22 protein-coding genes are annotated in these 23,671 nt (G+C 27.5%); 8 read left to right on the top strand and 14 right to left on the bottom strand.

Going from position 1 to position 23,671, the window contains the following annotated elements:
* Window positions 1-368: 368 nt before the first annotated feature.
* Complete coding sequence (locus tag CLPUN_RS08935; RefSeq protein WP_077846951.1) at window positions 369-1,037, top strand: hypothetical protein; 669 nt, start codon at window positions 369-371, stop codon at window positions 1,035-1,037.
* 704 nt (window positions 1,038-1,741) lie between these two features.
* On the opposite strand, the gene CLPUN_RS08925 is transcribed toward CLPUN_RS08935, so the two are convergent.
* The 4 genes from CLPUN_RS08925 to CLPUN_RS08910 all read right to left on the bottom strand — a co-directional run bounded on the left by CLPUN_RS08925 (window position 1,742) and on the right by CLPUN_RS08910 (window position 4,094).
* On the bottom strand, window positions 1,742-1,975 hold the full coding sequence (locus CLPUN_RS08925) for an NUDIX hydrolase (protein WP_242954084.1): 234 nt from the start codon (window positions 1,973-1,975) through the stop codon (window positions 1,742-1,744).
* Window positions 1,969-2,388, bottom strand: coding sequence for a GNAT family N-acetyltransferase (locus CLPUN_RS08920; protein WP_077846950.1), 420 nt, complete (start codon window positions 2,386-2,388; stop codon window positions 1,969-1,971). The genes CLPUN_RS08925 and CLPUN_RS08920 overlap by 7 nt, the downstream gene beginning before the upstream one ends.
* Window positions 2,389-2,607: 219 nt before the next feature.
* Window positions 2,608-3,231: an L-2-amino-thiazoline-4-carboxylic acid hydrolase gene (locus tag CLPUN_RS08915; RefSeq protein ID WP_077846949.1), complete on the bottom strand. Its 624-nt coding sequence runs from the start codon at window positions 3,229-3,231 to the stop codon at window positions 2,608-2,610.
* A gap of 308 nt (window positions 3,232-3,539) precedes the next feature.
* Window positions 3,540-4,094, bottom strand: a complete 555-nt coding sequence (locus tag CLPUN_RS08910; RefSeq protein ID WP_077846948.1) for a hypothetical protein — start codon at window positions 4,092-4,094, stop codon at window positions 3,540-3,542.
* A 527-nt stretch (window positions 4,095-4,621) separates the two neighbouring features.
* Here CLPUN_RS08910 and CLPUN_RS08905 point away from each other — a divergent pair.
* From CLPUN_RS08905 to CLPUN_RS08885, 5 genes are all read left to right on the top strand, one after another.
* Window positions 4,622-4,870, top strand: a complete 249-nt coding sequence (locus CLPUN_RS08905) for a GNAT family N-acetyltransferase (protein WP_158078735.1) — start codon at window positions 4,622-4,624, stop codon at window positions 4,868-4,870.
* Between the two features lie 822 nt (window positions 4,871-5,692).
* A complete protein-coding gene (locus tag CLPUN_RS08900) occupies window positions 5,693-5,992 on the top strand; it encodes a hypothetical protein (RefSeq protein ID WP_077846946.1) in 300 nt (99 codons plus the stop codon).
* A 121-nt stretch (window positions 5,993-6,113) separates the two neighbouring features.
* Window positions 6,114-6,308 carry a hypothetical protein gene (locus CLPUN_RS08895; RefSeq protein ID WP_077846945.1) on the top strand — a complete coding sequence of 65 codons (195 nt, stop codon included), beginning with the start codon at window positions 6,114-6,116 and terminating at the stop codon, window positions 6,306-6,308.
* 91 nt (window positions 6,309-6,399) lie between these two features.
* Window positions 6,400-6,510 (top strand): hypothetical protein, encoded by a 111-nt coding sequence (locus CLPUN_RS29380; RefSeq protein WP_341424683.1) that lies wholly within the window; start codon window positions 6,400-6,402, stop codon window positions 6,508-6,510.
* A gap of 151 nt (window positions 6,511-6,661) precedes the next feature.
* On the top strand, window positions 6,662-7,252 hold the full coding sequence (locus CLPUN_RS08885; RefSeq protein ID WP_077846944.1) for a cupin domain-containing protein: 591 nt from the start codon (window positions 6,662-6,664) through the stop codon (window positions 7,250-7,252).
* 261 nt (window positions 7,253-7,513) lie between these two features.
* Here the strand turns inward: CLPUN_RS08885 and CLPUN_RS08880 are convergent, their stop codons facing one another.
* The 6 genes from CLPUN_RS08880 to CLPUN_RS08855 form a co-directional block, all read right to left on the bottom strand.
* Window positions 7,514-7,774 (bottom strand): hypothetical protein, encoded by a 261-nt coding sequence (locus CLPUN_RS08880; protein ID WP_077846943.1) that lies wholly within the window; start codon window positions 7,772-7,774, stop codon window positions 7,514-7,516.
* 140 nt (window positions 7,775-7,914) lie between these two features.
* Entirely contained in the window at window positions 7,915-9,264 is a 1,350-nt protein-coding gene (locus CLPUN_RS08875; protein WP_077846942.1) for a DUF445 domain-containing protein, read from the bottom strand.
* 15 nt (window positions 9,265-9,279) lie between these two features.
* Entirely contained in the window at window positions 9,280-10,527 is a 1,248-nt protein-coding gene (locus tag CLPUN_RS08870; RefSeq protein ID WP_077846941.1) for a DUF445 domain-containing protein, read from the bottom strand.
* Window positions 10,528-10,607: 80 nt separating this feature from the next.
* Window positions 10,608-11,741 carry a response regulator gene (locus tag CLPUN_RS08865; RefSeq protein WP_077846940.1) on the bottom strand — a complete coding sequence of 378 codons (1,134 nt, stop codon included), beginning with the start codon at window positions 11,739-11,741 and terminating at the stop codon, window positions 10,608-10,610.
* Between the two features lie 25 nt (window positions 11,742-11,766).
* On the bottom strand, window positions 11,767-14,862 hold the full coding sequence (locus CLPUN_RS08860) for a hybrid sensor histidine kinase/response regulator (protein ID WP_077846939.1): 3,096 nt from the start codon (window positions 14,860-14,862) through the stop codon (window positions 11,767-11,769).
* Between the two features lie 381 nt (window positions 14,863-15,243).
* Window positions 15,244-17,289 (bottom strand): N-acetylmuramoyl-L-alanine amidase family protein, encoded by a 2,046-nt coding sequence (locus tag CLPUN_RS08855; RefSeq protein ID WP_077846938.1) that lies wholly within the window; start codon window positions 17,287-17,289, stop codon window positions 15,244-15,246.
* A 219-nt stretch (window positions 17,290-17,508) separates the two neighbouring features.
* On the opposite strand from CLPUN_RS08855, the gene CLPUN_RS08850 reads away from it, so the two are divergent.
* Both CLPUN_RS08850 and def read left to right on the top strand, forming a co-directional pair.
* Window positions 17,509-17,745, top strand: coding sequence for a helix-turn-helix transcriptional regulator (locus tag CLPUN_RS08850; RefSeq protein WP_077846937.1), 237 nt, complete (start codon window positions 17,509-17,511; stop codon window positions 17,743-17,745).
* On the top strand, window positions 17,746-18,195 hold the full coding sequence (gene def / locus CLPUN_RS08845) for a peptide deformylase (protein ID WP_077846936.1): 450 nt from the start codon (window positions 17,746-17,748) through the stop codon (window positions 18,193-18,195).
* Window positions 18,196-18,450: 255 nt separating this feature from the next.
* On the opposite strand, the gene CLPUN_RS08840 is transcribed toward def, so the two are convergent.
* The 4 genes from CLPUN_RS08840 to CLPUN_RS08825 all read right to left on the bottom strand — a co-directional run bounded on the left by CLPUN_RS08840 (window position 18,451) and on the right by CLPUN_RS08825 (window position 23,477).
* Window positions 18,451-19,551 (bottom strand): DNA alkylation repair protein, encoded by a 1,101-nt coding sequence (locus CLPUN_RS08840; RefSeq protein WP_077846935.1) that lies wholly within the window; start codon window positions 19,549-19,551, stop codon window positions 18,451-18,453.
* A gap of 370 nt (window positions 19,552-19,921) precedes the next feature.
* Window positions 19,922-20,452 (bottom strand): glutathione peroxidase, encoded by a 531-nt coding sequence (locus CLPUN_RS08835; RefSeq protein ID WP_077846934.1) that lies wholly within the window; start codon window positions 20,450-20,452, stop codon window positions 19,922-19,924.
* A gap of 398 nt (window positions 20,453-20,850) precedes the next feature.
* The gene (locus tag CLPUN_RS08830; RefSeq protein WP_077846933.1) at window positions 20,851-22,833 is read right to left on the bottom strand and encodes a putative bifunctional diguanylate cyclase/phosphodiesterase; all 1,983 of its coding nucleotides are present in this window, start codon (window positions 22,831-22,833) and stop codon (window positions 20,851-20,853) included.
* A 320-nt stretch (window positions 22,834-23,153) separates the two neighbouring features.
* Window positions 23,154-23,477: a hypothetical protein gene (locus CLPUN_RS08825; RefSeq protein WP_077846932.1), complete on the bottom strand. Its 324-nt coding sequence runs from the start codon at window positions 23,475-23,477 to the stop codon at window positions 23,154-23,156.
* Between the last annotated feature and the right edge of the window lie 194 nt (window positions 23,478-23,671).

The following is a 23,671-nucleotide window of genomic DNA, read 5'->3' as shown; positions in this document are numbered from 1 at the left end:
TAATTGAGGTTTAGTTAAGTAAAAATCAAAATTTAATTGCTTGAAAAATTTGTATATTGATAATTCATTTGATATAATTGTGTTTTGAAACATTTATGTATAGCTCCTTGCTATCATTGTTGTGTGGTAACTCAATTATAACAAGGATTTATCATAAATGTTTTTTTATTTTTATTCAGTTGTAAAATTATTCAAGCATTTTTGCACTATTATAGTTAATTATAATAATTTAGAAAATGCTGCATTATTCAGAAAAAATGAAATTGAACATATTAAGAAAATTAATTACCTATAGTAAATTATTGTATATAATTAAATGTATGTAATATTTTTAAAGCTAGTTATATTATATAGGAGGAAAATATCAAATGGATTTAAAAGCTTGGAGCAAAGATTTAAAACAATTAAGAGAAATAATTTTGAAAAAAGATAAGCTTGAAGAAAGTAAAAATATCTTTTTAAATTTACATTCTATGGTTCATTCATCAAAGATGTCAGAAATAGATGAAAAGACATTTGAAGATGAATTGTGGGAAGATTTGGACGAAGATAAATTTAGTAATGCAACAAATGAAAAAGGTCGTACTATTGCATATGGTATATGGCATTCTACTAGAATAGAAGATATAACGATGAATATACTAGTTGCTGGAGATGAACAGGTATTTAATGCAGGAAATTGGAAGGAAAAAATAAAGTCTGAAATAGTAGATACAGGAAATGCATTGACAAAAGAGCAAATATTAGAATTTAGTAAAAATATTAATATGGAACAATTAAAAAACTATAGAATAGCAGTAGGAAGAAAAACAAGAGAAATTATAAAAAAGCTAACAGGTGATGATATGAAAAGGAAATTTGAAAAATGCAAATTACAACGGATAATAGATGAAGGTGCTGTTTTAGATGTTGAAGCTTCAAATTGGCTAATAGACTTTTGGGAAAGAAAAAATGTATCAGGTATTCTACTAATGCCAGGGACAAGACATCATATAGTTCACTTAAATGAATCATTTCGTGCAAAAAAGAAATCTTAGATGAATAAACATATCTGTTAGAGATTAACTTGTGAATATTTTTAAGAAAAAAAATAAATAATAGATTGAAATATCACATTATTCAGTTCAAAAATTAAGATGTGGTATTTTTTTATTTACTATTAGTCTTGATAATATAGAAAGTACGCAGTAAATTAAAAAATATAACAGAGAAGATTGTTTGATATATGTAAACCCTCCTATTTATTAAATACTAAAAGACTAAGCTTAGATATATTTCAATTTAAGGTTAGTCGTATTTCTAAATACTATAATTCTCTTGCGTAAAGAATACCTTTCTTAATTGCTTCTGCTAATCCCTTTGGATTTTCCCAAGCCATAGAATGTCCTGCTGATTCTACAACTTCAATATTTATCATTTGTCTCTCCAGTTCAATTTTGTCATCATCTGGTAAAGATTTTTCACCAAAAATGAAGGTTCTTTTACATTAAAACCTCCAGGCTTAATATAATACTTTAAGCTTTTTCAAATAAATTTACTATTTATAATACTCAACCTTAAATTAGAACTTGAAATGTAAATTTATATAGTCATTCTTTTATAAGAATATTTTTCACTAATTACTACACAATTTTAATTTTACAAACCCATTAATCCCATAAAAGGTACTGCATTATGTTCTTTTGCCCAATCTTGACAGGTTTTCTCTTTCAAGTACTTCATAAGTCTACCTTTGAATTATTTAACTATACTGGATGTTATCCTCATAATTATCAAGAACTGCTTTTCTAATATTCATAATGCAATTGGTAATATCATTTATTTTAAACCATTTTAATTCTGAGTATTTATCTAGTTCTGTGATTTTAGGTATACCATCATACTCATTAACGATAAAATAAATGTCATAATATATTAAATTTTTAGATGTAATATAACCTTTATAAGTAACTCTACAAATCGGAATTTTTAACAATTGCTTTTTTCTTTATTTTGTTTTCGCAACATTCCACACTTATTTTCTGATAAGTACTCAAATTGATGCTTGTTATATAGCAGGTCAGCAGGCTTATTTGCTATTAGACAAATGTAACTGTCCTCGTGTGTATTCTCTTCAAAGTAACTATCAATTGCCTTCATAATTTGCTCTGCATAACCTTTTCGCTGATACTTCTTATCTACCATAATATCGCTGACAATGTAGGTTATACCGCCATCGCCAACTACTCTGCCGAATCCAATCAGTTCTTCTTTATCATACAGGCATACTGTGAACAAGGAATTCTTTAAGGCGATCTGGCTTCTATTTAAATCTTTATCCCCCATCCCGGAACGTAGCCGAAGGCTCACATAGTCTTGGGCTTCCGGCGCTTCATAAACAAGTTTCATACTGTTCTTTTCTCCTCTGCAAATTACTATTTATCTTTTAGTTAATTATAGCATATTTTGTGAATATCACACTATTCAGTTTTCAAAGAACATATTTTTTATTTACTTAATCAAATAATAATATGGTGTACTAATAAAATTACAAATTCAATGTCTCGAATAATGCGATTTACAATTCGTTATTTATTTTTATTCTTTCATAATATAGAATATTAACAATTATTTACGTTCAATTTTATTTTTGTATTTCCAAACAAAGTGACATTCATTACATCCATCTGCAATACGTCGATTCAAACCATCACGATGAAATACGATTTCTTCAGGTAAGTAAGAATTAAATACTGCATTATCCACTTGGCAAATTAATTTTGTTGCTTCTGGAATTTGTAGCGAAGTTGTTAATTCATGATAAAGGCATTTAGTTATTTTTATTTCAAATTTGCTTTTATCCCTACAAATTATTTCTAGGCTATTCCATTTAGTTGTTCCTGTTTTATTGATTTGCAATTCCTGTTCAATAAAATTCTCAAAAGTTCTTGGTTTATTAATAGAGTCAAATAAAATACTTTGTTTTGCAACTCCACCTGTAAGTAATGCTATTCGCATTATTTCAAATGCTTTTTCAGGACCTAACTTATTTTTTAAATTTATGTATACCCATAATGGCATAGAAATAAATTTTATTAAGTCAATCGGAAACTTTTTATCAATGGTATTCTCAAAGTTTGGAAGAGATAATTTGCACTCTTTCAGAAAACACTCTGGTGATGGAATTTCATCCTTTAAAAGTTCTAACAATATTGGTGTAGTAACTTTTGTTAAATCAAAATCTTTTTTCAATTTTTAATACCTCCTGAAACTATATATTTTTTAGTTACTATAATTCAATGATATATTTGTTAACTATTATAATCCAATTATAACTCATATTGTAAATGTCACACTATTCAGTTTTCAAAGAACAATTTTTTATAAGTTGCTGCGTCAATTTTACAATTTGCCTAAAATCTAAGTATTACGTAGTATTAAAAAATAAAAATACCGCATATTCACTTTTTGAATAATACGGTATTTGAATTTTATCTTTATTAATTCTAATAACTAACAAAACTGATTAAGAATAGTTATAGCATAATTATTTAAAATGATTACTTATATTCAATAATCATTTTACTTCCACCAAATACAGTGATGCCATCCATTCCAGTATATTGTGAAAGAACAGTTCCCTGTATTTGAACAAACCATTTTATATTAGCTTGAGCATCTTTAAAAAAAGTTGTTTTACACCTTGATGTCGGCGTATTAGTCCTAAGAAATTTAACCGCAGTTTTATCTGAACCATTACTAATAATAAAATTATCAATTGTTGTGTATTTTCCTTGACTAATTTTTACATCAGTAGGGCAATATATAGTTATACTAGCTATAGTCGAACCTGCTGGTATTACTTTTGTAAAATCTACAAACTGTCCAACGGTCGTAACTATACCTGTTTTGTTTATTAAGTTTCCAGAATCTTTCGAAAGCACTTGCGTACAGGAGCTATTTGCTATATTAGATAAATCCATAACATTGCCTAAAGATACTTCTATCTTTTTAATGTTATTGTTTTCTTCAACAGTAGGCTCTGCCGCAAAAGCAGTAATACCGCCAATACTTACCATAAGTATTGATAAAATAAAAGATAACATCTTTTTCAATTTAATTCCCCCTTAAAATTTAATATATATATTCTAAATTGTGCTATAACTTCCTAAAATTATTATGCCACAATTTTACATATATTACAAATTATATTTCACCAAAAAAAATTATCTTGATTAAAAATTTACAAATACCGCATTATTCAGTTTTCAAAGATCAATTTTTTATTTACTACGTCAAATTTAGTATTGTGCATTTAGACCTTACTAAGAACAACGTTTATTTTGATGTTTATTTTTATTGATTCATAATTTAAAAAATTTTGCGTCACAAAACTTAATCTATAATATTAATTTTTTAACATATGATTCTAAAATCTTAATTTCTTCTTCAAAGTCTTTTTCTTCAATAAAGATAGATTCCTCTATAAAGTACCAATAACTCAAGTCATGTATAAGCTCATAACTCTCAGTATAATAATCATCAGAAAACTTATTGGCCTTTCTAAAACCTGGATGAGAAGTCCAATCTTTAATAAACCAAGTTATAAACCAAAACCCTTATGCCATTGGGAGATAATAAAATGCGTTTTGAGGATTTTGTTATAAAACCATTATTTCAAGGAAAAGGATATGGTTATAGAGTACTGGAATTGGTTGAGAAAACATATTCAGAAATAAATGAATGGCAACTTTCTACTCCTGTATTTAGCATAGGCAGTCAACATTTATACGAGAAATTTGGATATATAGAGGTTTCAAGAAATGAAGATGAAATTGAATATATTAATATTAAGAAGTGTAAAGATTTTATTCCAAGAGTAGATGCATAAATTGTAAAGAGTGAGTGATATTAAATAAAAATACAAGCTCCTACAAGTAGAAGCCCATTAGAAATAAAAATTTTAAAATGATATGATATATAAAGATGTAACTATTAAAACATATAATTTAAAATTTATAATCATTTTGTATATTCATAGTACGGTATTCTAATTGTATTACCTGTTTCATCAAATTTATAATTTGTGCCATTAAGAGTATAGTTACCTAAAACCATATTTTTGAAGTGATTGGTTGTATTACAAAAAGATTAAAGTCTTGGTCAAGTGCTTTAATAATATTTTCATTCTCAGCGCCTTGATTTCTCTTTGAATCAAAAACATTATATAGTTTGCAATATCTAGATACGATGTAGCAACTAAATAATTTTGAAAATAAAATTAATGTAAAATACCTTTTTATAACATATCATCACCTTTCAGTAATATGTTATGAAAAATATATATATTATGTAATTAGTTAAAAAATAAATCAGAGTAATTATAGATAAAAAGTATGCGTAATTCTTATAGGTTCAGTAGTTGTAAATTTGACGTAGTAAATAAAAATAGTTCTTTGAAAATTAAATAATGCGATATTTATAATATGTAAAACATTATAAATTATTAGATTTATATTTAAAAAAGGCAGTATATAATATCCTAAAAATAATAGGTAGTCAATATATACTTTGAAAATCCATAAAATTTGTACGATATTAGTGTTTAATATATTCTGATAGACATTAAATAAGTTATTGTAGTTTGAATTTGCATATGGTTCTAGTTATAATCATTTTTATAACATGTACAGTATTTTATGGGAGGTTTTGTATGAGTGAATTTTTGAAATTAGAGAATTTTATTGGACATTCAGATGTAAATTATGAAGAAGTTATAGTTCAATTTTTACAGGATAATGGAATAACTATTGATGATTTTGAGTATGTCGGGAGATGTGATTCTGAGTGCCTGGAATGTAATGCAGAAAGATTTAGTGTCTGGCATAGGGATATAGGAGTTATCGAAAAAGAAAACATTTTTACTTTCGATTTAGATGCCGCTGATGAAACATTAGATTTCGCTATATACTTGTGTAATAAATGCAAGAAATGGACTATTTATATTGAATAACACATTATTCTTAAATTATAAATCGATAAAATAAATAACGTATTGTAAAATCGCATTTATTCAAGAGATTGAATTTGCGATTTTTTTAATACGTAATTTTAAAATTGGGAGGGATAGAGCAATGGCTTATACAAATAAAATGCAAATTGAAATAAGTAATATACCAAAAGAAAAATTTGATAGTTTATCACAAGATATTATTAGATCGATTTTTAAGAATGGACTAGATATAGAAGAACAAGAAGGGGTTGAAGCAGGATTTTCAGGTAATATGTGTGGTACCGATTTTGTTTTGAAAGATTTGGAGGAAGTTTAATGGATATAGATTTAATGATAGCTACAGAAAGAACTAAACAGAATTTATCTGAAAAAAGTTAGCACAAGCAACTGGGTGTACTTCAAGGGCGATTGAATACTGGGAAAGTGGTAAAAAAGAGATAAGCCTTGAATATGCAGATAAAATCTTTAAAGCATTAGGTAAATTAATTACTATTGGTGTTAAAAATAATGAACGATAGTTCGCAATACTAAATTACTAAGTAGTTTCTAGATATTGTGTGCACATGGAAGTGCCATATATGAAAGTACGAATCATCTATAATTAATGCAGCACATTTACAAAAAATAAAACATATTATAATTCTGAAACAATATAAAGGATAAAAAAATATGCATAATAATAGAATGTATTCAGTGGACTATTCCACTGAAACATCAAGTTATAACTCATACGACATATATAGTAATGATAATTGGGGCTATCCGAGTTCTCATTTTCGATATGTCCCATATAATACACTTTTTGATGAAATGGAGGGTGATTTAAGAGCTGATTATTTACAATCAGAAATGGACAATAATAAAATCACCTTGCAAGACTATGGGCCACAAGCTTACGTAGTTAATATTGATGAAGCCACTAAGCAAAACAATAATTTCCGTACCGCTTTATGGACAGGCGAATATCTTCAAGTTACTTTGATGAGCATTAATGTTGGTGATGATATAGGTTTAGAAATTCATCCAGACACTGATCAATTCATACGTGTTGAAGATGGACAAGGAATTGTTAAGATGGGAAAAAGTAAAGACAATTTAGATTTTCAAGCAAACATCCGTGATGACTTTGCAATCCTGATACCATATGGTATCTGGCACAATATTATTAACACAGGCAATAAACCTCTTAAAGTATACTCTATCTATGCACCACCTCATCATCCTCATAGTGTAGTTCAAGTTACTAAACCCAACGAGTAAGATGCTGATAATTAGAAATAAACAAATAATGTCTAACCCTGCGTCAATTTATGTCACCGGGTTAGACATCTTTTAGTATTAAACAAATTTTATTTTCTACGTAATTCTAAGAAACTTTACATAAAGCGTAAAATATTGATATTCCTATGATTATTTTGCGCCTCCATTTAAGTTACAATCTCTACAATGCTTTTAGCATAATTAAATACCAATTACGAGATAATTAATAGAAGGAAAAATATAATTTACTTCATAATTTTTCTATGATATTTCTTCTATAGCTAATAATTTAGGACTCTTTCCTTCTTGAATCTGAACGTATACTTTTGCCATCTCCATCTGCAAGTTTTCTATTATTGTTTTCACCTTACATATAAAATAGTAATCTTCCATCCCATTTGTAACTACTGCTATTGGATTAAAATTCCACCCATTTATTCCCCTTAGCGCAGTATTCAATACTTCTTTATCCTTTAGTGTAACTATATTTCTTATTTCCAATTCCTTAATTTTCTTTATCATAATAACCTCTCTGTCATAATAAATATTTTAATTATATTTTCCTATTAAATCCCTCTTATCCTTTATTTTATAATATAACTAAATTGTTAAATTCAAGTACATAAAAGCTTAAAAAAATGTTAAAAAGTTAAATGTCTCCATTAAAACCATCCTCTAATTATAGGAACAACAATAGGACCATAAAATAAATTTACAAACAAATATAGTATTATGCCAACAGCAGCTCCTACTATAGAACCATTTATTCTAATCCAATGTAAGTCATTTCCAGCTTTACTTTCAATAAATTCGTTTAATGCTTCATTTGTAAATGTACCTAGCGTTTCCTTAACCATGGTTCCTAATAAATGATGTTCAGCTTTAATAACTTTCATAAGATTTTCTTTAATATATGCTTCTAACCAATTTTTAATTTTCTCATCTTGTTTAAGGTTATTCCAATACTTGTTCACTTGAGCAATAAGCCATTGAATTAATTGAGAGTCATTTGATGTGCTCACTCCACCAACATATTTTTCTAATTGAGGTGGGTCATTAGCAGCAATTTTTATGGCTCCATTTATTAAATTTTTAAGTTCCGTCTTCAATTGAATTCTACTCATTATTTCTTCTTTCCATATTTCTATAGAGTTTGAGGTTGAACTATCTGTTTCCAATCTTTTAGCAGCTTCCTTAAACATTTGGTCTAACCTTATATGAATTGGATCATTCTTATCTTTCATACTTGTTAATTTATCAATTAATTCTTTTTGCAAAGACTCAGCTGCATCGTGAATATTTATGCTATTAGTTTCTTGTGCTATATCAAGTGCCAATTCAAAAAACATAAGCTTAAGTCCTGTAGTTTTATTTTTACTTTCTTGTACCGCATCATTAATTATTTTATATATCTCCTCTTTGGTACTATCTTTCCTTGCTATAATTATCAACCCTTCAATTATAGCTTGCAAAAAATGCTCATATTCATCCTTTTCAATTGCCCAATCAAGTATTTTTTTTGTCCATACAGATATATCTGTATTTTTCAATTTAGCTTTTAAAAAACCTTCTATGTATTCTGCTATTTCACTAGTATCAAATTTTATTAAAATGTCCTGTGCATATTTTTCCACTAATTTAACTATACTATTTTTTGTATTGGAATTATCTATATAGGAAATAAGTAAATTAATTATAGGAATCTCTTCTACTTTACTTTCAATAAATTTAGAGCTTAATAATTCATTTTCTACCATAACCGATACCGCATCTATTACCTTTTCTCGATTTTTAGGTATGATTGCTGTATGCCATGAAAAACCTAAAGGCTTTTTAAATAAAGCTGTAACTGCAAACCAATCTGCAAGCCCTCCAACTAAAGCTGCCTCAATAGTAAAACTTAACAATTCTACTATAAAATTATCAAGAATAAATATTCTAAAAAGTGTAATCATGCTAAACCCTAGAAATAAAAAAAACAATATTCTATTTGCTAATTTCTTATTATTCATACTTTTACACCTCAATTAAATCCAAAATGTTAAAATAAATATGACCATACCCACAAATCCACCTACAACAGAACCATTAATTCGAATCATCTGTAAATCATTGCCTACCTTAGTTTCAATTAATTTAACCAACATATCATTAGTAAACTTATTTAGATTTTCTTTAACCATAACACTTATTTTATTATGATTATTATCAACAAATTGTGATAATAAGTTCTTCACCTTGTAATCCACTTTATTTTGCCACTGTAGATTTACTTGAAATTCATCTATAACTTTACTAATTTCTTCTTCTGTCTTCTTGTTTAAATTGGTAAGTTCAGAAGAGTTTTCTGAAACTCTATCTCTAATAGTTTTTATAAATTCAGATATTTGATTATGGATTTCCATATTGTTAAGCTGTGCTAACTTCCAATTTTCTATTTTTTGCTGTAGCTTAGAATCACTTTTTAATTCTATAATCTTTGCATCAACCCATTGATTAAATTTTTCTCTAGTCGGATGTGTAGGGTCTTTTAAATCACGGAGAGAATCAACTAATTTATTCTGAACTATAAGCGCAATATCATAAGGAGATAACTGTAACAACATATCAAAAATTACTTTATTGACAAATACTCTCCTCTTCATACCATTTTCGTAAGCTTCTAACGTCTCCTCTACTAAGGTAACAATTAATTGAGATACTTGTTCTGTTTTAGAAAGCTTTATTAATTCATCTACAATAAAATTAATTAACTTTATATCATACCCTTTTTTTATAGAAACCTCAGTTGCTGTAGCAATTATGGTAGATATCTTTATATTAAGAATATTATCCTTTACTAACCCTTCAATTAATTTCCCTGCTTCCTCAGGATTAATCTTCCATATTATGTCCTGAACTATTTTTACTGCCACTTCCTTAAGCTGTTGTTTTTCTTCATTTTTGCTCAAGTATTTAATTAAAAGTTTAGATATACTATTTTTATTTATCATTTCATTTATATTATCTTTTGTCAGTAGTTCATCCCCTACCATATCACTTAATGCATTAAATATCTTTTCCCTATTTCTTGGAATAATTTCTGTTTTGAAAGGAATACCAAGTGGTTTTCTAAATAATGCGCTGACTCCAAACCAGTCAGCTGCTCCTCCAATCATTGCAGCACAAAACCCGCTACTTAACAAGCCCCCTATAAACGTATTATTAAAAGGATAAGTAACGAAAAATCCAATAGATACTATAATCAAAATAATTGTTGCTTTATATTTATTCAAAGTTCATCACCTCTCAATATATTTTTGCTATATTAAAATGTATCCTGGTCTTTTTTGAATAAAAGTATTATAAACGAATACTATTCATTTATAATACTTTTATAGAATTTTCTCAAGGCTTCATGCATTTCTATTTGTAGATCATTTTTGATTAATTCATCATATTCTTTATAATATTTCTCTGCACTCTTCCTTCCTCCAATTTTATAATACAGCTTTAAAGCTTTTTCTCTCATTTCTTCATCATAAGACTCATACTTAATAATAAGCTCTATAATCTTCAATATTTTTAAAGGTTCAGCATTAATGCTCTCATAATACTTAATTAAATTTTTAGCTCCATTTATAAAATATCTATGATAATTTTCTCTTATTGAATAGCACCACTCACTATCAATATCTTCAAGAAGCATATGCTTATAACCCAATATACCACTTTCATAGTATTCCAAATTTTTATCATTTATTTCAGTAATGCCAAAAATCGTATCCTCCAGCTTAAATACGTCTATTTCTATATCTTTCTCTATTATGTTTAATGCATATCCATTTCCAGTAGAAATCATTGATATTTCTATATTATTTTCTCTCAAAGTTTTATTTAATCTGCTAATTGTGCTTCGAAGGTTAATATCAGCTTTTTCTTTATCCTTATCAGACCAAACCGCTTCCATTAACCGCCATTTAGATACCTCTTTATCATCCTTATGCAGCAACATAAATGCAAAAATTTCAGCACTTTTTGCAGTCATCCAACGGATTTTTCTTTTATTTTCTCCAATACGTAAAGATATATTTCCTAATAAAGAAATACTTATTTTTTTATATTCATTATTCTCTTTATTATGAGAAGGTGAATTTATTCTTTTCTTTACACGTTCTATAGATCTATTAAGTGCTTCACTTATGATTGGTTTTAACAAATAATCTATAGCATTTACCTCAAATGCATCAATTGCATATTGATTATAAGCTGTAATAAATACAATTTCACCTTCGTACCCAATTGCATGTACTTTCTCCGCCAGTTGCAATCCGCTAATTTCAGGCATTTCTATATCCAGAAACAAGACATCAGGTTTATATGTACTTAATTTATCTAAGACTTCATGAGGATTAGTATAGCCTTGAACCTTAATGCCTTCCTTCCTAAGCAGCTTGCATATATACTCGTTAGTTAAAGCTTCATCATCAACAACTATTGCATTAATCATAATTTTTATCCCCTAACTTAAAATTTTATTGTTCTACAGGAATATTAATTATAGTATTTGTTCCCTTACCTTCGCTGCTATCAATTAATAATCCCTGTCCATATTCATTCAATAGCCTTTTATTGACGTTTTTCAGTCCACTATTCATTGTGAAGGTATTATCTAATAATTTTTTTAACTTTTCACCATATATTCCTACACCATCATCTTGTATTGTGATTCTAATATGATTGTTATTTTTTTCAATAACTATATTTACTGTTCCTCCAGAAATACGTTTCATTAATCCATGACGTATTGAATTTTCAACTATTGGCTGTATGACTAATGCTGGAATTTTATAATTTAAAACTGTCTCATCAATATTAAATTTAATTTTAAGCCTATCTCCAAATCTTGCCCTTTCTAACTCAACATAAGTTTTAACAAAAGAAATCTCTTCTTTTAAACTTATAAATGAATTGTAAGGATTAATATCAAAAATAAAACGTAAATATTTACTTAATTCTCCAAGAAGTTTTCCTGCTAGCTCCCCATCACTATAACATAAGGAAACTATTATACTTAAGGAATTATACAAAAAATGTGGTTTTATTTGTGACTGTAAAAATGCTGACTCTATTTTTAAAGCCCCTTTAACTGAAGCTTTCATTTCCAGAAGAGTTTTTACTCTAGCCTTTAATTCCTTAGAATTAAAGGGTTTAACTAAAAAATCATTTGCTCCTGCTTCAAGACCTGCTTCTATATCCTCTGGAGTATTTCTAACCGTTAGTAGAAGTATCGGAATTTCAAACATCTTATATTCTTGTCTTATTCTCTTGCATACCTCATAACCTGATATTCCTGGCATCATTACATCAAGCAGCACAATTTCAATATCTTTATGCTTTTTTATTAATTCTAAAGCTTGCATTCCATTATAGGCTACTATAGTTTCATAATAATTCTCATCAAATATCTCCTGTAGTGCTTTAATATTCAGACTTTCATCATCAACAATTAAAATTTTAACGCTCTCTTCATCAATATTCTTTTTATGCAAAATAGTTGATGCTTTTAAATTTTTATTTTTATCAATTATAGAGATATTTTCTTTACATCCCTTATATACATATTGGTTAAGTTTTTTTTCATCCATTTCATTATGTGCTTTAGGAATTTTTATTTCAAATATTGACCCTTTATCAAGCTCTGACCATTTTAGATAAAGATCTCCTCCCATATTTGACGCCAGAACTTTTGAAATAGAAAGACCTAATCCTGATGAGGTGCTATTATTAAAATTTATTTTCCCTGTATCTATGTTTCTTTTGAAGAGATTATTCTGATTATATTGATTTATTCCTGTACCAGTATCTTCAACACTTAAGTATACATAATTATCTATTGTATTTGCTTTAATTTCTATATATCCCTTTTCAGTATATTTTAGGGAATTCCCTACAATATTATAAATGATTTGTTTAATCCTATTTTCATCTGAATAAACGTAATATTCTCCTACTGGTATACTATTTATTAACTTTATTTCTTCACTTCTTCTCATATAAGACAAAACATCTACTACAGCTTGCACGGTTCCATTAATATCAAAAATTGTTTTATTAAATTTCATCTGTCCATTTTGAAGATTTTCAAAATCAATTATATCTTTTACAAGATTAGAAAGTCTTGTTGCTATAGCTATAATATATAATAAATTTTCTTGGTTCTTTTCTTTATTTTTATCATATCTATCTAATATTGCTTGTGAAATATTTATTATTGCATTTAAAGGAGTTTTAAACTCATGAGATGTATTTACTAAAAATTCATCCTTTGTCTTATCCAAGGCTATTAAATTATTGCTCATAATTTCCAAATCCGAATATGCTTTAACATATTTCCTTATAAATATAGCTGATATACTAATTAATAAAATATTGAAGGTAGTTGTCATTAAAATGTTGTTGCTTGATATTGAAAAAAAATATAAAATCCAATTGATGTATTGGATTGCCATAATAATAATACCACAAAGCAAAAATACTATTAATTTCTTATCCACGTTGCCATACTGTTTATAAATAAAAGCTCGCAAAATTAAAATAAATATAAGAATAAAAATCAATACATTCAATAATCCAACTAATATTTCTAAAAAACTTGCTGTTCTTGTTGGTATTAGTAAAGTTAGTATAATATTCATGATGGTTATAACTTTGATTACTTTCATATAATTAATTGGAATAAAATTATTGCTCATTTCCCTTATTGATAAACTTATAAAATATATTGTTAAACATACCAGTGTAGTTCTTGATTTTATTATATAAAGATATGGAATAAAATTAAAAAACCTACTGAATATCTTTTCATTTCCTGTGGCATAAACATATGAATACGCTAAACAAATAATACCCATGTATTTAAAATATTTGTCTTTCCTTACCTTAATAAAAATCACAAGATAATACGCACCTGATAATAATAAAAATGATATATCAAGCATGTCTAATATATTAGCTTTTAAATAATAATCTAATATATTTTTATCACTTCCTAAATAAATGCTCTGAATAATTCCACCATTATAATACTCTAGATTAGCAACTTGGATTATAATATCTAGAGTGTTATCCTTTGACGGAAAAAAAGTAACAAATGGTAATACCTTTGTTAAATATCCGTCTTCTAAATCCGCTTTGGGATTACCTATTTTTCCCATTTCAATTCCATTTATAAAAATTTTACATGAAGATCTTATATTTGTAATCTTTAATCCATACATATAAGTATCCTCATTGGTCTTAACTTTTAATCTGTAGGTTCCTACTCCTTTGTCTGAAATCACACCATCCGGTACTTGATTTACCCATCTATCCGGAATTTTGATATAAAATTTTTCTAATAAATCTTGATCATTAATATCTATAGGCGATAAGAGTTTATTAGGATAAAATTCCCAATATCCATCTAATTTCACATTTCCATTACCTTCAAAATCCCAATCTGAAAGATTTATTAACCCCTCTTTACATAAAGGCGATTTTAAATTAATATCTTTACTAAAAACATTACTTATTAAAAACACAACTATAATTATCAATCCTGCCCATATAGCAATACCCTTATTTTTCAATTTTATTTAACTCCTCATACTCAACTTATCTATTAAAATTAGGTGTTTTTATATTATAAGTTTTCTCAGTACACCCAATTGATACTATGAAACTCCATTTAATTATTATACATAATTTATAACCAAAAATCTTTATTTTTCTACAGGATACCTTCCTAAAATAATATGAATTTTATCAAAATAACCATATAACTAATTAAAATAAAAAGAAATAATCATATAAAATTAATTATATGATCATTTCTTGTATATATAAATTCTAATTGATTTGCTACATTAAAACTGGCTTACAGTAACTAATTATACATAGCTTATTTATTGGAATTTATATTTTGTATATTATATGAATTTCAATTGATATACTTAATTATATTTTTTCTATTACTTAATCCAAGCGCCGTCGCTTCCTAATGTATAGCCTTCAACTACTGTATCACTTGCCATAGTTCCATTGTTGTTGAAGAAATACCACTTACCGTCTATTTGTTGCCAGCCTGTTTTCATGACTCCTAAAGCACCATATTGTTTACCATCACATAAGAAGTACCATGAACCATCTATGTCTTTAAACCATCCTGTAACCATTTTACCCTTACCATCTAAATAAAACCATTGGCCTACTGTATCTTGTCCATCATAAGTCCATTCTCCATTTTGTGCCTTATACCAGCCTGTTATCATGGATCCACTATCCTTGTCAAAGAAGTACCACTTATCCTCTAATAGTTTCCAGCCTGTTGTCTTAGTTCCATCTTCTTTTACTAAATACCATTTACTATTTGTATCTTGTATCCATCCTGTCTTATTACTATCAGCTGAAGTATCTGTTGTACTTGTCGAACTAGTATTTGTACTTTCTATACTAGTATCTGTACTTGAATTATTGCTGCTACTTGATGAACTTGATGATTTTGAAATTTTTCCAACTTTATCAGAAAATTCATATTCATTATAGATAGCTTGTACTCCTATATATTTTTTTAAGTCTGCACCTTTTAATTTATAAGTTTTACCTGTTCCTATTTCATTACTAAATTCTGAATTTGAACTATTTAATCTATACCATTTATATGTTACTGCTCCACTTGTTGTAAAATCATTTTCATTTTCATCTATAAGCTGTGCAGTTAAAGTTTCTCCTACCCTTGTTTTTCCTTCAATAGTCACTGCTGCTGGTGTTGTTTCTGGTGTTTCTGGTGCTTCACCCTTCTCAATATATAAAGGCTCAGATTTTAACTCGTATTTATCTATTTTTACACTAATTTCTTTACCTTTATCTGCATCAGTTAATACATATATATTCTCAGTTCCTGTTTGTACTAATTCATCATTTCTATACCAATCATATGCTACTGCTGCACTTGTTGTATATTCAGTTCCATCTTCTTTTTTTAGTTTAGCTGTTAATGTATCTTCGTCTCTTGTGATTTCTACTGCTGCTGGTGTTGTTTCAGTTACACCTGAGTTTAATGCAGAATCAAGATCAGGATTCAAGCTATTTATAAAATCTAAAGAAACAGATTTACCTGGTTCAATATCACCTAAATCAAAAGTCATAGCAATCCAAGTATCTCCTAGAGCTTCAGGTTTTAATAAATTACTTCCATCTTCTTGGTAACAAGCTTCATTATAAGGATCAGTCATTCTAGTTACAGAAGCTCTGGCTCTAGAATCTGATGCCATATAAACGAATGGTTCATCTGTAACATTCCCTTTTGCAATAACAATAGCTTTAGCATCTTGAGGTGGATTTTTAATGACTGAATTTTTTGTAGTATAATCAAGGTTTTTATCAGCATCTTGATCTGGATCAACAGATCTTAGATATCTTGCATCATAAAGTGTGCTTTCACTAATATTTTCATAGGTAACATGAATATTGAAATACTTGTCATTAACATCAAAAGATACAACTTGAGTTATTTTTAACTTTCCATCATTAGTAGTACCTACTGTTGTAGCTGAAAGAGTATTTCCGCTAGAGGTATCTGTTGTCGAAATGTTGGTTATCCCTAACATTCCACTTCTCTCAGCAACTTGTGCTTTGGTAGAAATTCCCTCTGAATTTTTATAAGCAACTACATAAGATTCGTACGGAGATCCTGGTAAAAAAAAGTCTCCTGTCTTTGATTCTTCTCCGATCTCAAACCCATCTCCATCTACAACCATACCTAAATTTGTTCGCGATACCGGATGAAATCCTGTTGGCGCAGCAATTGCTGTTCCAAAGGAACCATGTTTATTCACGCCAACTTCCAGATAGTTTCCACCTAAAAACACATCATTTTCAACAGCTGCATGATGAGCTCCTGGTAATTCGGCTGCAAATACCTTAATGGTATTAAAATTTATATTGGATGTAAAGCCTAAAATTAAACTAGCTACCAATACATTTGCAATTTTAATTTTAATTTTTTTACTAAACAATATATTTACCCCCTTTATTTGTTCAATTCTTAGAATATTTTACTAAATATATTGTTGCAAATTTGTTGCAAAATATCGTAATTAGTATATTTTAAACCCTTTTTATTTCTCTTTTTTTTATATAAAAATACAACATTATATGATGTAATGTTAACTTGACATGAAACTAAGATAAGAATATACTTTTATGTAAGGTAAACATGACAGGAGTGATTGTTAGTGAAAAACAAAATAAAGGAATTTCGCGAAGCTATTGGATTGACGCAAGAACAACTGGGAGCGCTTGTGGGAGTGTCGAGACAAGCAATAAATTCTATTGAAACAGAAAAATATGAACCATCTATATGGTTAGCTTATGATATTTCACAAATATTTCACTGTTCCATAGAAGAGGTTTTTCTTTTTAAACAAAGTGAAAAAAAATCAAGATCACAATTAAGTAAAGGGGTAATTTAAATGGCATTAAGACAAATAAGAATCTTTGGTGATGAAATATTAAGAAAAAAAAGTAGAGAAGTTGAAGTTATAGATGAAAAAATAAGACAAATCTTAGATGATATGGCAGAGACTATGTATAATACAGAAAATGGAGGAGGGTTAGCCGCTCCACAAATAGGCATATTAAAAAGACTAGTCGTAATAGATATGGGTGAAGGACTAATAAAATTAGTTAATCCAAAAATAATCAGACAAGAAGGAAGTCAAGAAGTTATTGAAGGATGTTTAAGTAATCCGAATATATTTGGAAAGTTATTAAGGCCAAAAAAAGTAATAGTTCAAGCGCTAAATGAAAAAGGCGAAGAAATAATATTAACAGTTACAGGAGATTTAGCAAAATGTTTTTGCCATGAAATTGATCATTTAGAAGGTATTCTTTTTACTGATCTTGTTCTTGAATACATATAAATAAAAGATGTTAATAATGCACACTAAAAAGTACCAATACACTATAATTCTTATTGGTACTTTGAATTTCACAAGATAAAATATAAAGTTCTATATAACTTTCTAAAGTTTTTTTATATTTAAATATATACTCATAATGCTTCTTTTTTAATAAAACTTCTCTTCCTTATATTATATCCCAAATATGTGAAGTATTAAACATTATATATTGATACACAAATCAACCTATCTTATTTCTTTTCTATGTACTTAACCTTAAATTATTTCCACTATTGCATCTGCCTGCTTCTCTCCATTAACCAATAGATTTATTTTATGTTTACCACTATAATGACGTCTAGTAGTTAAATCTGCAAAACTATGTATCTTAGTTCCACTAATATGTGTTCCTCCTGGTACAGTCTTATCTGACAATAAGAACAGTTTACGTGAGGTATTTCCTCTTGCTTTTACAAAATCAATACCATATTCAATACGAATGTGTACTGCCTCGCCTTTTGGAATATCTAATTCATATTTAATTTCACAGCTTTCCCCTATCTTTATTATAGATGGATTTACAGAAACTGAAGCCTCTGTAATCTCTAATTCTTTTTCTGCAAAATTTGTGTAACCAAACAACTCCATAACCTCTGGATTAGCAGACTTTATTAAACTGCGACATCCCTTTCTTAAAATCCAATCCGTATAAGGATTTTTATTACTCCATTTCTTCACTAAATCAATTACAACCTGAGGATTATCCTTTGAAATATCATTAAGGTTATTTGCAACACTTTTTCTCACATAAAGGGAGGAGTCACTCTTTAACTGTTCCAATATATTAATTACCTTTGATGGGTCTTTCTTAAAAATTTGAAGCGCCCTTCCCCAAGGTAATCTTGGACGGCAGCCTTCACTGGCAAGACGCCTTACATGTTCACTTGGATGCTTAGACCAAAGCAACATCTGTTCCATAACACGTTCTGGAGCCTTTAATATAAATGGTCTTATTGCAAATTCTGAAGATGACCTTTGCGTAAAACGTTCTATAGCCTTCATGGAAAGCTCTAAATGTTCCTCTTCCTGACCATATACCTCTACAAAATCTGGAAAGAATAAATATGGAAATCCAATGCAGCTTTCATCTATTAGAAACAACACCTTTAAACCTTCTTCATAAGAAGCTGGAAGGCATTGCCTTAACCCTTCAGTTATTCTTCGCATTCTTGTCTTTAACGAAAGTTCTTCCCAATCATCATTGATTGTTTTACTTATAAACTTTTCCACATTAAAATCACCATATACACTACAAACCTTGTTACCAAATTCACGTAAAAATCCCTCATTATACATATCTTTCAACTGTTCACCCATAAATTAATTACACTTCCTTTTCCCTATTATAAATAAAATCGTACTCCCAATATGATGAAAATTTCAATAATATAGCTTCCTTTTTCTTTTATTATAAATAAACTCTTAACCTTAAGTATAAAGTATAAAATATGACATAAGCATGTCATATTTTATATGTTTAAAACTAAAATGGAATTCATAAAATAGATGTTCTAAAAAACGTCTATTTACATGAATTCCATTTTAAGCTAGTAATCAAATTTTCAATCTTCTATTTACTAGTATTAATCTTGATACATATGTTGCAAAAATACTCTACATTAAAACTAACTATTACTACTTAATTTTGTTGAAGAATTAAAATTACAACATATATAACTATTTATTATTATAGTAATTCTTTGATTTGATCTTCTATTTTTTCTGGTTCAAAAGTTGGTGCAAATCTAGCTATTATTTTTCCTTCTTTTGATACTAGGAATTTTGTGAAGTTCCATTTAATATCATCACCTTTTGTCTCAAAACCTTTTTCTGATAATAAATTATATAATCCTTTTGATGCATCATCTTCATTTGCAACAGGAGCTTCTTTTTTTAAGAAAGTATATAATGGATCACTATTTTCGCCATTAACATCAATTTTAGCAAAAGTTTTAAAAGTTGTTCCGTATGTCAATTTACAAAAGTTCACTATTTCTTCATTACTTCCTGGTGCTTGCTCAAAAAATTGATTAGATGGAAAATCTAGTATTTCAAATCCACTATCCTTATATTTATCATATAGTTTTTGAAGCCCTTCGTATTGTGGTGTAAATCCACACCCTGTAGCTGTATTAACAACTAATAAGACCTTCCCTTTATAGTCTTCTAATGAAACTAAATCTCCCTTTACATCTTCAACCTTGTAATCATAAATCATTTTTCATGTCTCCTTTTTAAATTATATTTTTTAATTTTAAATTTATTAACATTAAATTTTGTTCAATTCAATTTACTAAACTTAGTATATATTTTATTTTTAATTTTGTCAATAAAATTTTGGCTATATTAATAAAAAATGTTGATAATGTAGTATATAATAATGGAACCCCTTTTCAGGAGTTCCACTATTTCTTTATTTCAGAACATCTTTCATCTATTTTTCAATTAACTATTAGTTAAAGAATTATTAAATAGATTTTATTTAAATAACAACTACATAATATTTCGAGGTTAGAAAATATTTTTTATGACTATTATTTGCACCATTCATAATAAAACCTATACTATCAATATCATTATAATGTTAATTGTTAATTATTAACTGTAATAAATATATCATAATGATAAAAATCCTTTTTCAAACTCCTCATCCTTCATAGGTTTACCGAAATAATAACCTTGGAATATATCACAATTTAAATCTTGCAGACATTCTATCTGTTCTCTCTTCTCAACACCTTCTGCAACAACTTCATATCCAAAATAATGACACATCTTTATTATAGTACTTACCATAACATTAGTTCCATCATCAAAAACTAAAGTATCAATAAAGGACTTATCGATTTTTACACTATCTACTTCAAGCTTTTTTAAATAATTTAATGATGAATATCCTGTGCCAAAGTCATCAAGACTTACTTTAATTCCGTAGCTTTTAATCTTTTTAATACTCTTTATGGCAATATCAAAATCTTTTATTATTGTTGATTCCGTAACTTCAAATTCTATATATTCAAAAGGTATTTTAAATTTTTCTATTATCTTTAAAGCATTATCACATAAACTTTCATCAATAAGCTGTTCTGCTGATAAATTAATTGCTATTCTAAAATCTCTATATCCTTTTTCAAGCCATTCAGCTAATTTCTTGCACACGTTAATAATAACATCTTCACCTATATCTTTTATAAGACCTTCTTCTTCAGCAAATTCTATGAATTCTGATGGTGGTATAATTTTATTATCCTCTTTAATCCACCTTACAAGCGCCTCTGCTCCTATAAATTTTTCCTCGCTTGAAACCTTAGGTTGATAAAAAACTTTAAATTCTCCATTTTTAATACCTTCTTCTATTGCTTTTTTCTTCATAGTCTTCTCATATACATTTGAATACATTTCTTCTTCATAGAACATGTACCTGTTCTTTCCGAGCCTTTTTGATTCATACATAGCATCATCTGCATAGTTATATAAGGTTTCAAAATCACTTCCATCCTGATTAATAATTGCTATACCTAAGCTTGCAGTTACATAATCAATCTTCTTTCCCTCAATATTAAAAGGCTCTTTAAAAACATTTTGTATATTATTAACCATAATTTCTGATTGATTTTTATTGTAAACAGAAGTTATTAAAAATAAAAATTCATCTCCACCCATATGATAAACATTATCCTGCATATGTATTACTCTTCTAAATCTTTTTCCTATGTCATTTAAAAGTTTATCTCCTGAATCATGTCCTAAAGTGTCATTAACAGCTTTAAAATTATCAATATCAAGGCTTATTAATAATGCAAATCTATCTTTATACAATTTAATATCTTTGGCTATTGTATTTGCCACGTGGTTCTTATTAGGCAGTCCCGTAATAGAACTATAAAGCGCATAATACTCTGCTCTTTTACTAATTTTTTTAACTATGTATATCATTAATATAAATAAGCTAATCATTGTAAAATTAATAATAACTATTATATACATAACAGTTTTCTTTATTTTTCTATTTTGCTTATTTAACATATCAATCCGATTAGTTGCACAATTTATTAACTTGTTACTTAATTCAATTCTTTTATCGCCAGAAGAATTTATTACTTCTATTTCATTTTCTGTAACTGTTTTGAGTTTATCGGTATCTTCAGTAATCTTCTTAAGCTTATCAATATCAATAGTATTTAATTTTATAAATTCATCAATTAATTTTTTTTCTTCATCTGATAGATTTCGAAGCATTTTATATTTCTGAATATTATCATCAATATCTTTCACATATGTTTCTAAATTTTCTTCTGTAGCTTCATTATAACTACTATAATGCGTAATTGAAGCTATTCTTATATTTAATACATCTTCATTAATTTTATTAGAATAAGTATAAGCTAAATAACCGTCTTCATAAACTTTATTTTGATAGTTATAGCTAAACTTCAAAGTTTCATAAATAATAATTGTAAATATTGAAAAAATAATTACAGCTATAATTGTAATCTTTTTAAATACGTACTGTAACCTGTTTCTTTCCATAATTGTTTCAATGGAGAATTTTTCTTTAATTTTATTAACTAATCCACCAATTTTATTTAGTTTTTTCATGTTTAACATTCCTTTTACCAATTAAATTTTAATTAAATTACTAAGTTGCAGATTAAATGGTAAATGTTCAATATCCTAGATATAAATTACAATCACTTATGAATATATTACTACAATTTTTTAATAACTTCTACAAAAAATGATCTATATAATAATAAATTAACAATGTACAATTAATATCAAAAGCTATAACTTTTTTATCAATTGTAAATTATAATTTATCCAACTGTGGATTTTATACACCTTTGTAGTTCAGAAATTCTATAATTTCATCATATACGTAAAAAACACTAGAAGAGAGCCTTTTTCATTGCTCTCTTCTAGCGACTACGGTTCCTTCCTTTTCCGCAACATCTATTATTATTGCATTCATCAAGCTGATCCATTAAATTATCTACCATTTTGTCAGTTAAACATATTTGATTATTTATTAGCTTATCATTGGTACAAAGTAAATAACTAATAAAATTTTGATTAGTATATGCATATAGGAATAGCAATATCATTATTAATCTACAAAATAATGCTTCTTGGCTTCCAACAACTGCTGCTGATAAAGTTAAATCACTTATAGGATCACATGTAGGACCACTAGTTGCTCCTAACGTATTAAAATCAGAATCACAAAAATTGCAGTTACTCATTGTCTTCCTCTCCATGTACAACAATATTGTATATAATAATAGTATGAATCAGGTTCCTTTTTGGTTACTTGTTAAATTAACTTGAAAACATTTTTTACTGCAATTTTAACATTTAGTAATAAAACTTGAAAATTTGGAGAAAATATCTATAGTGCATTTAAGCTATATTACATTATATAGAAAGAGGTAGATAT

The organism is Clostridium puniceum, assembly GCF_002006345.1.
Classification (GTDB): Bacteria; Bacillota; Clostridia; order Clostridiales; family Clostridiaceae; genus Clostridium; species Clostridium puniceum.
Note: the sequence above shows the minus strand (reverse complement) of the source record. Positions and strands in the feature narration are given on the sequence as shown.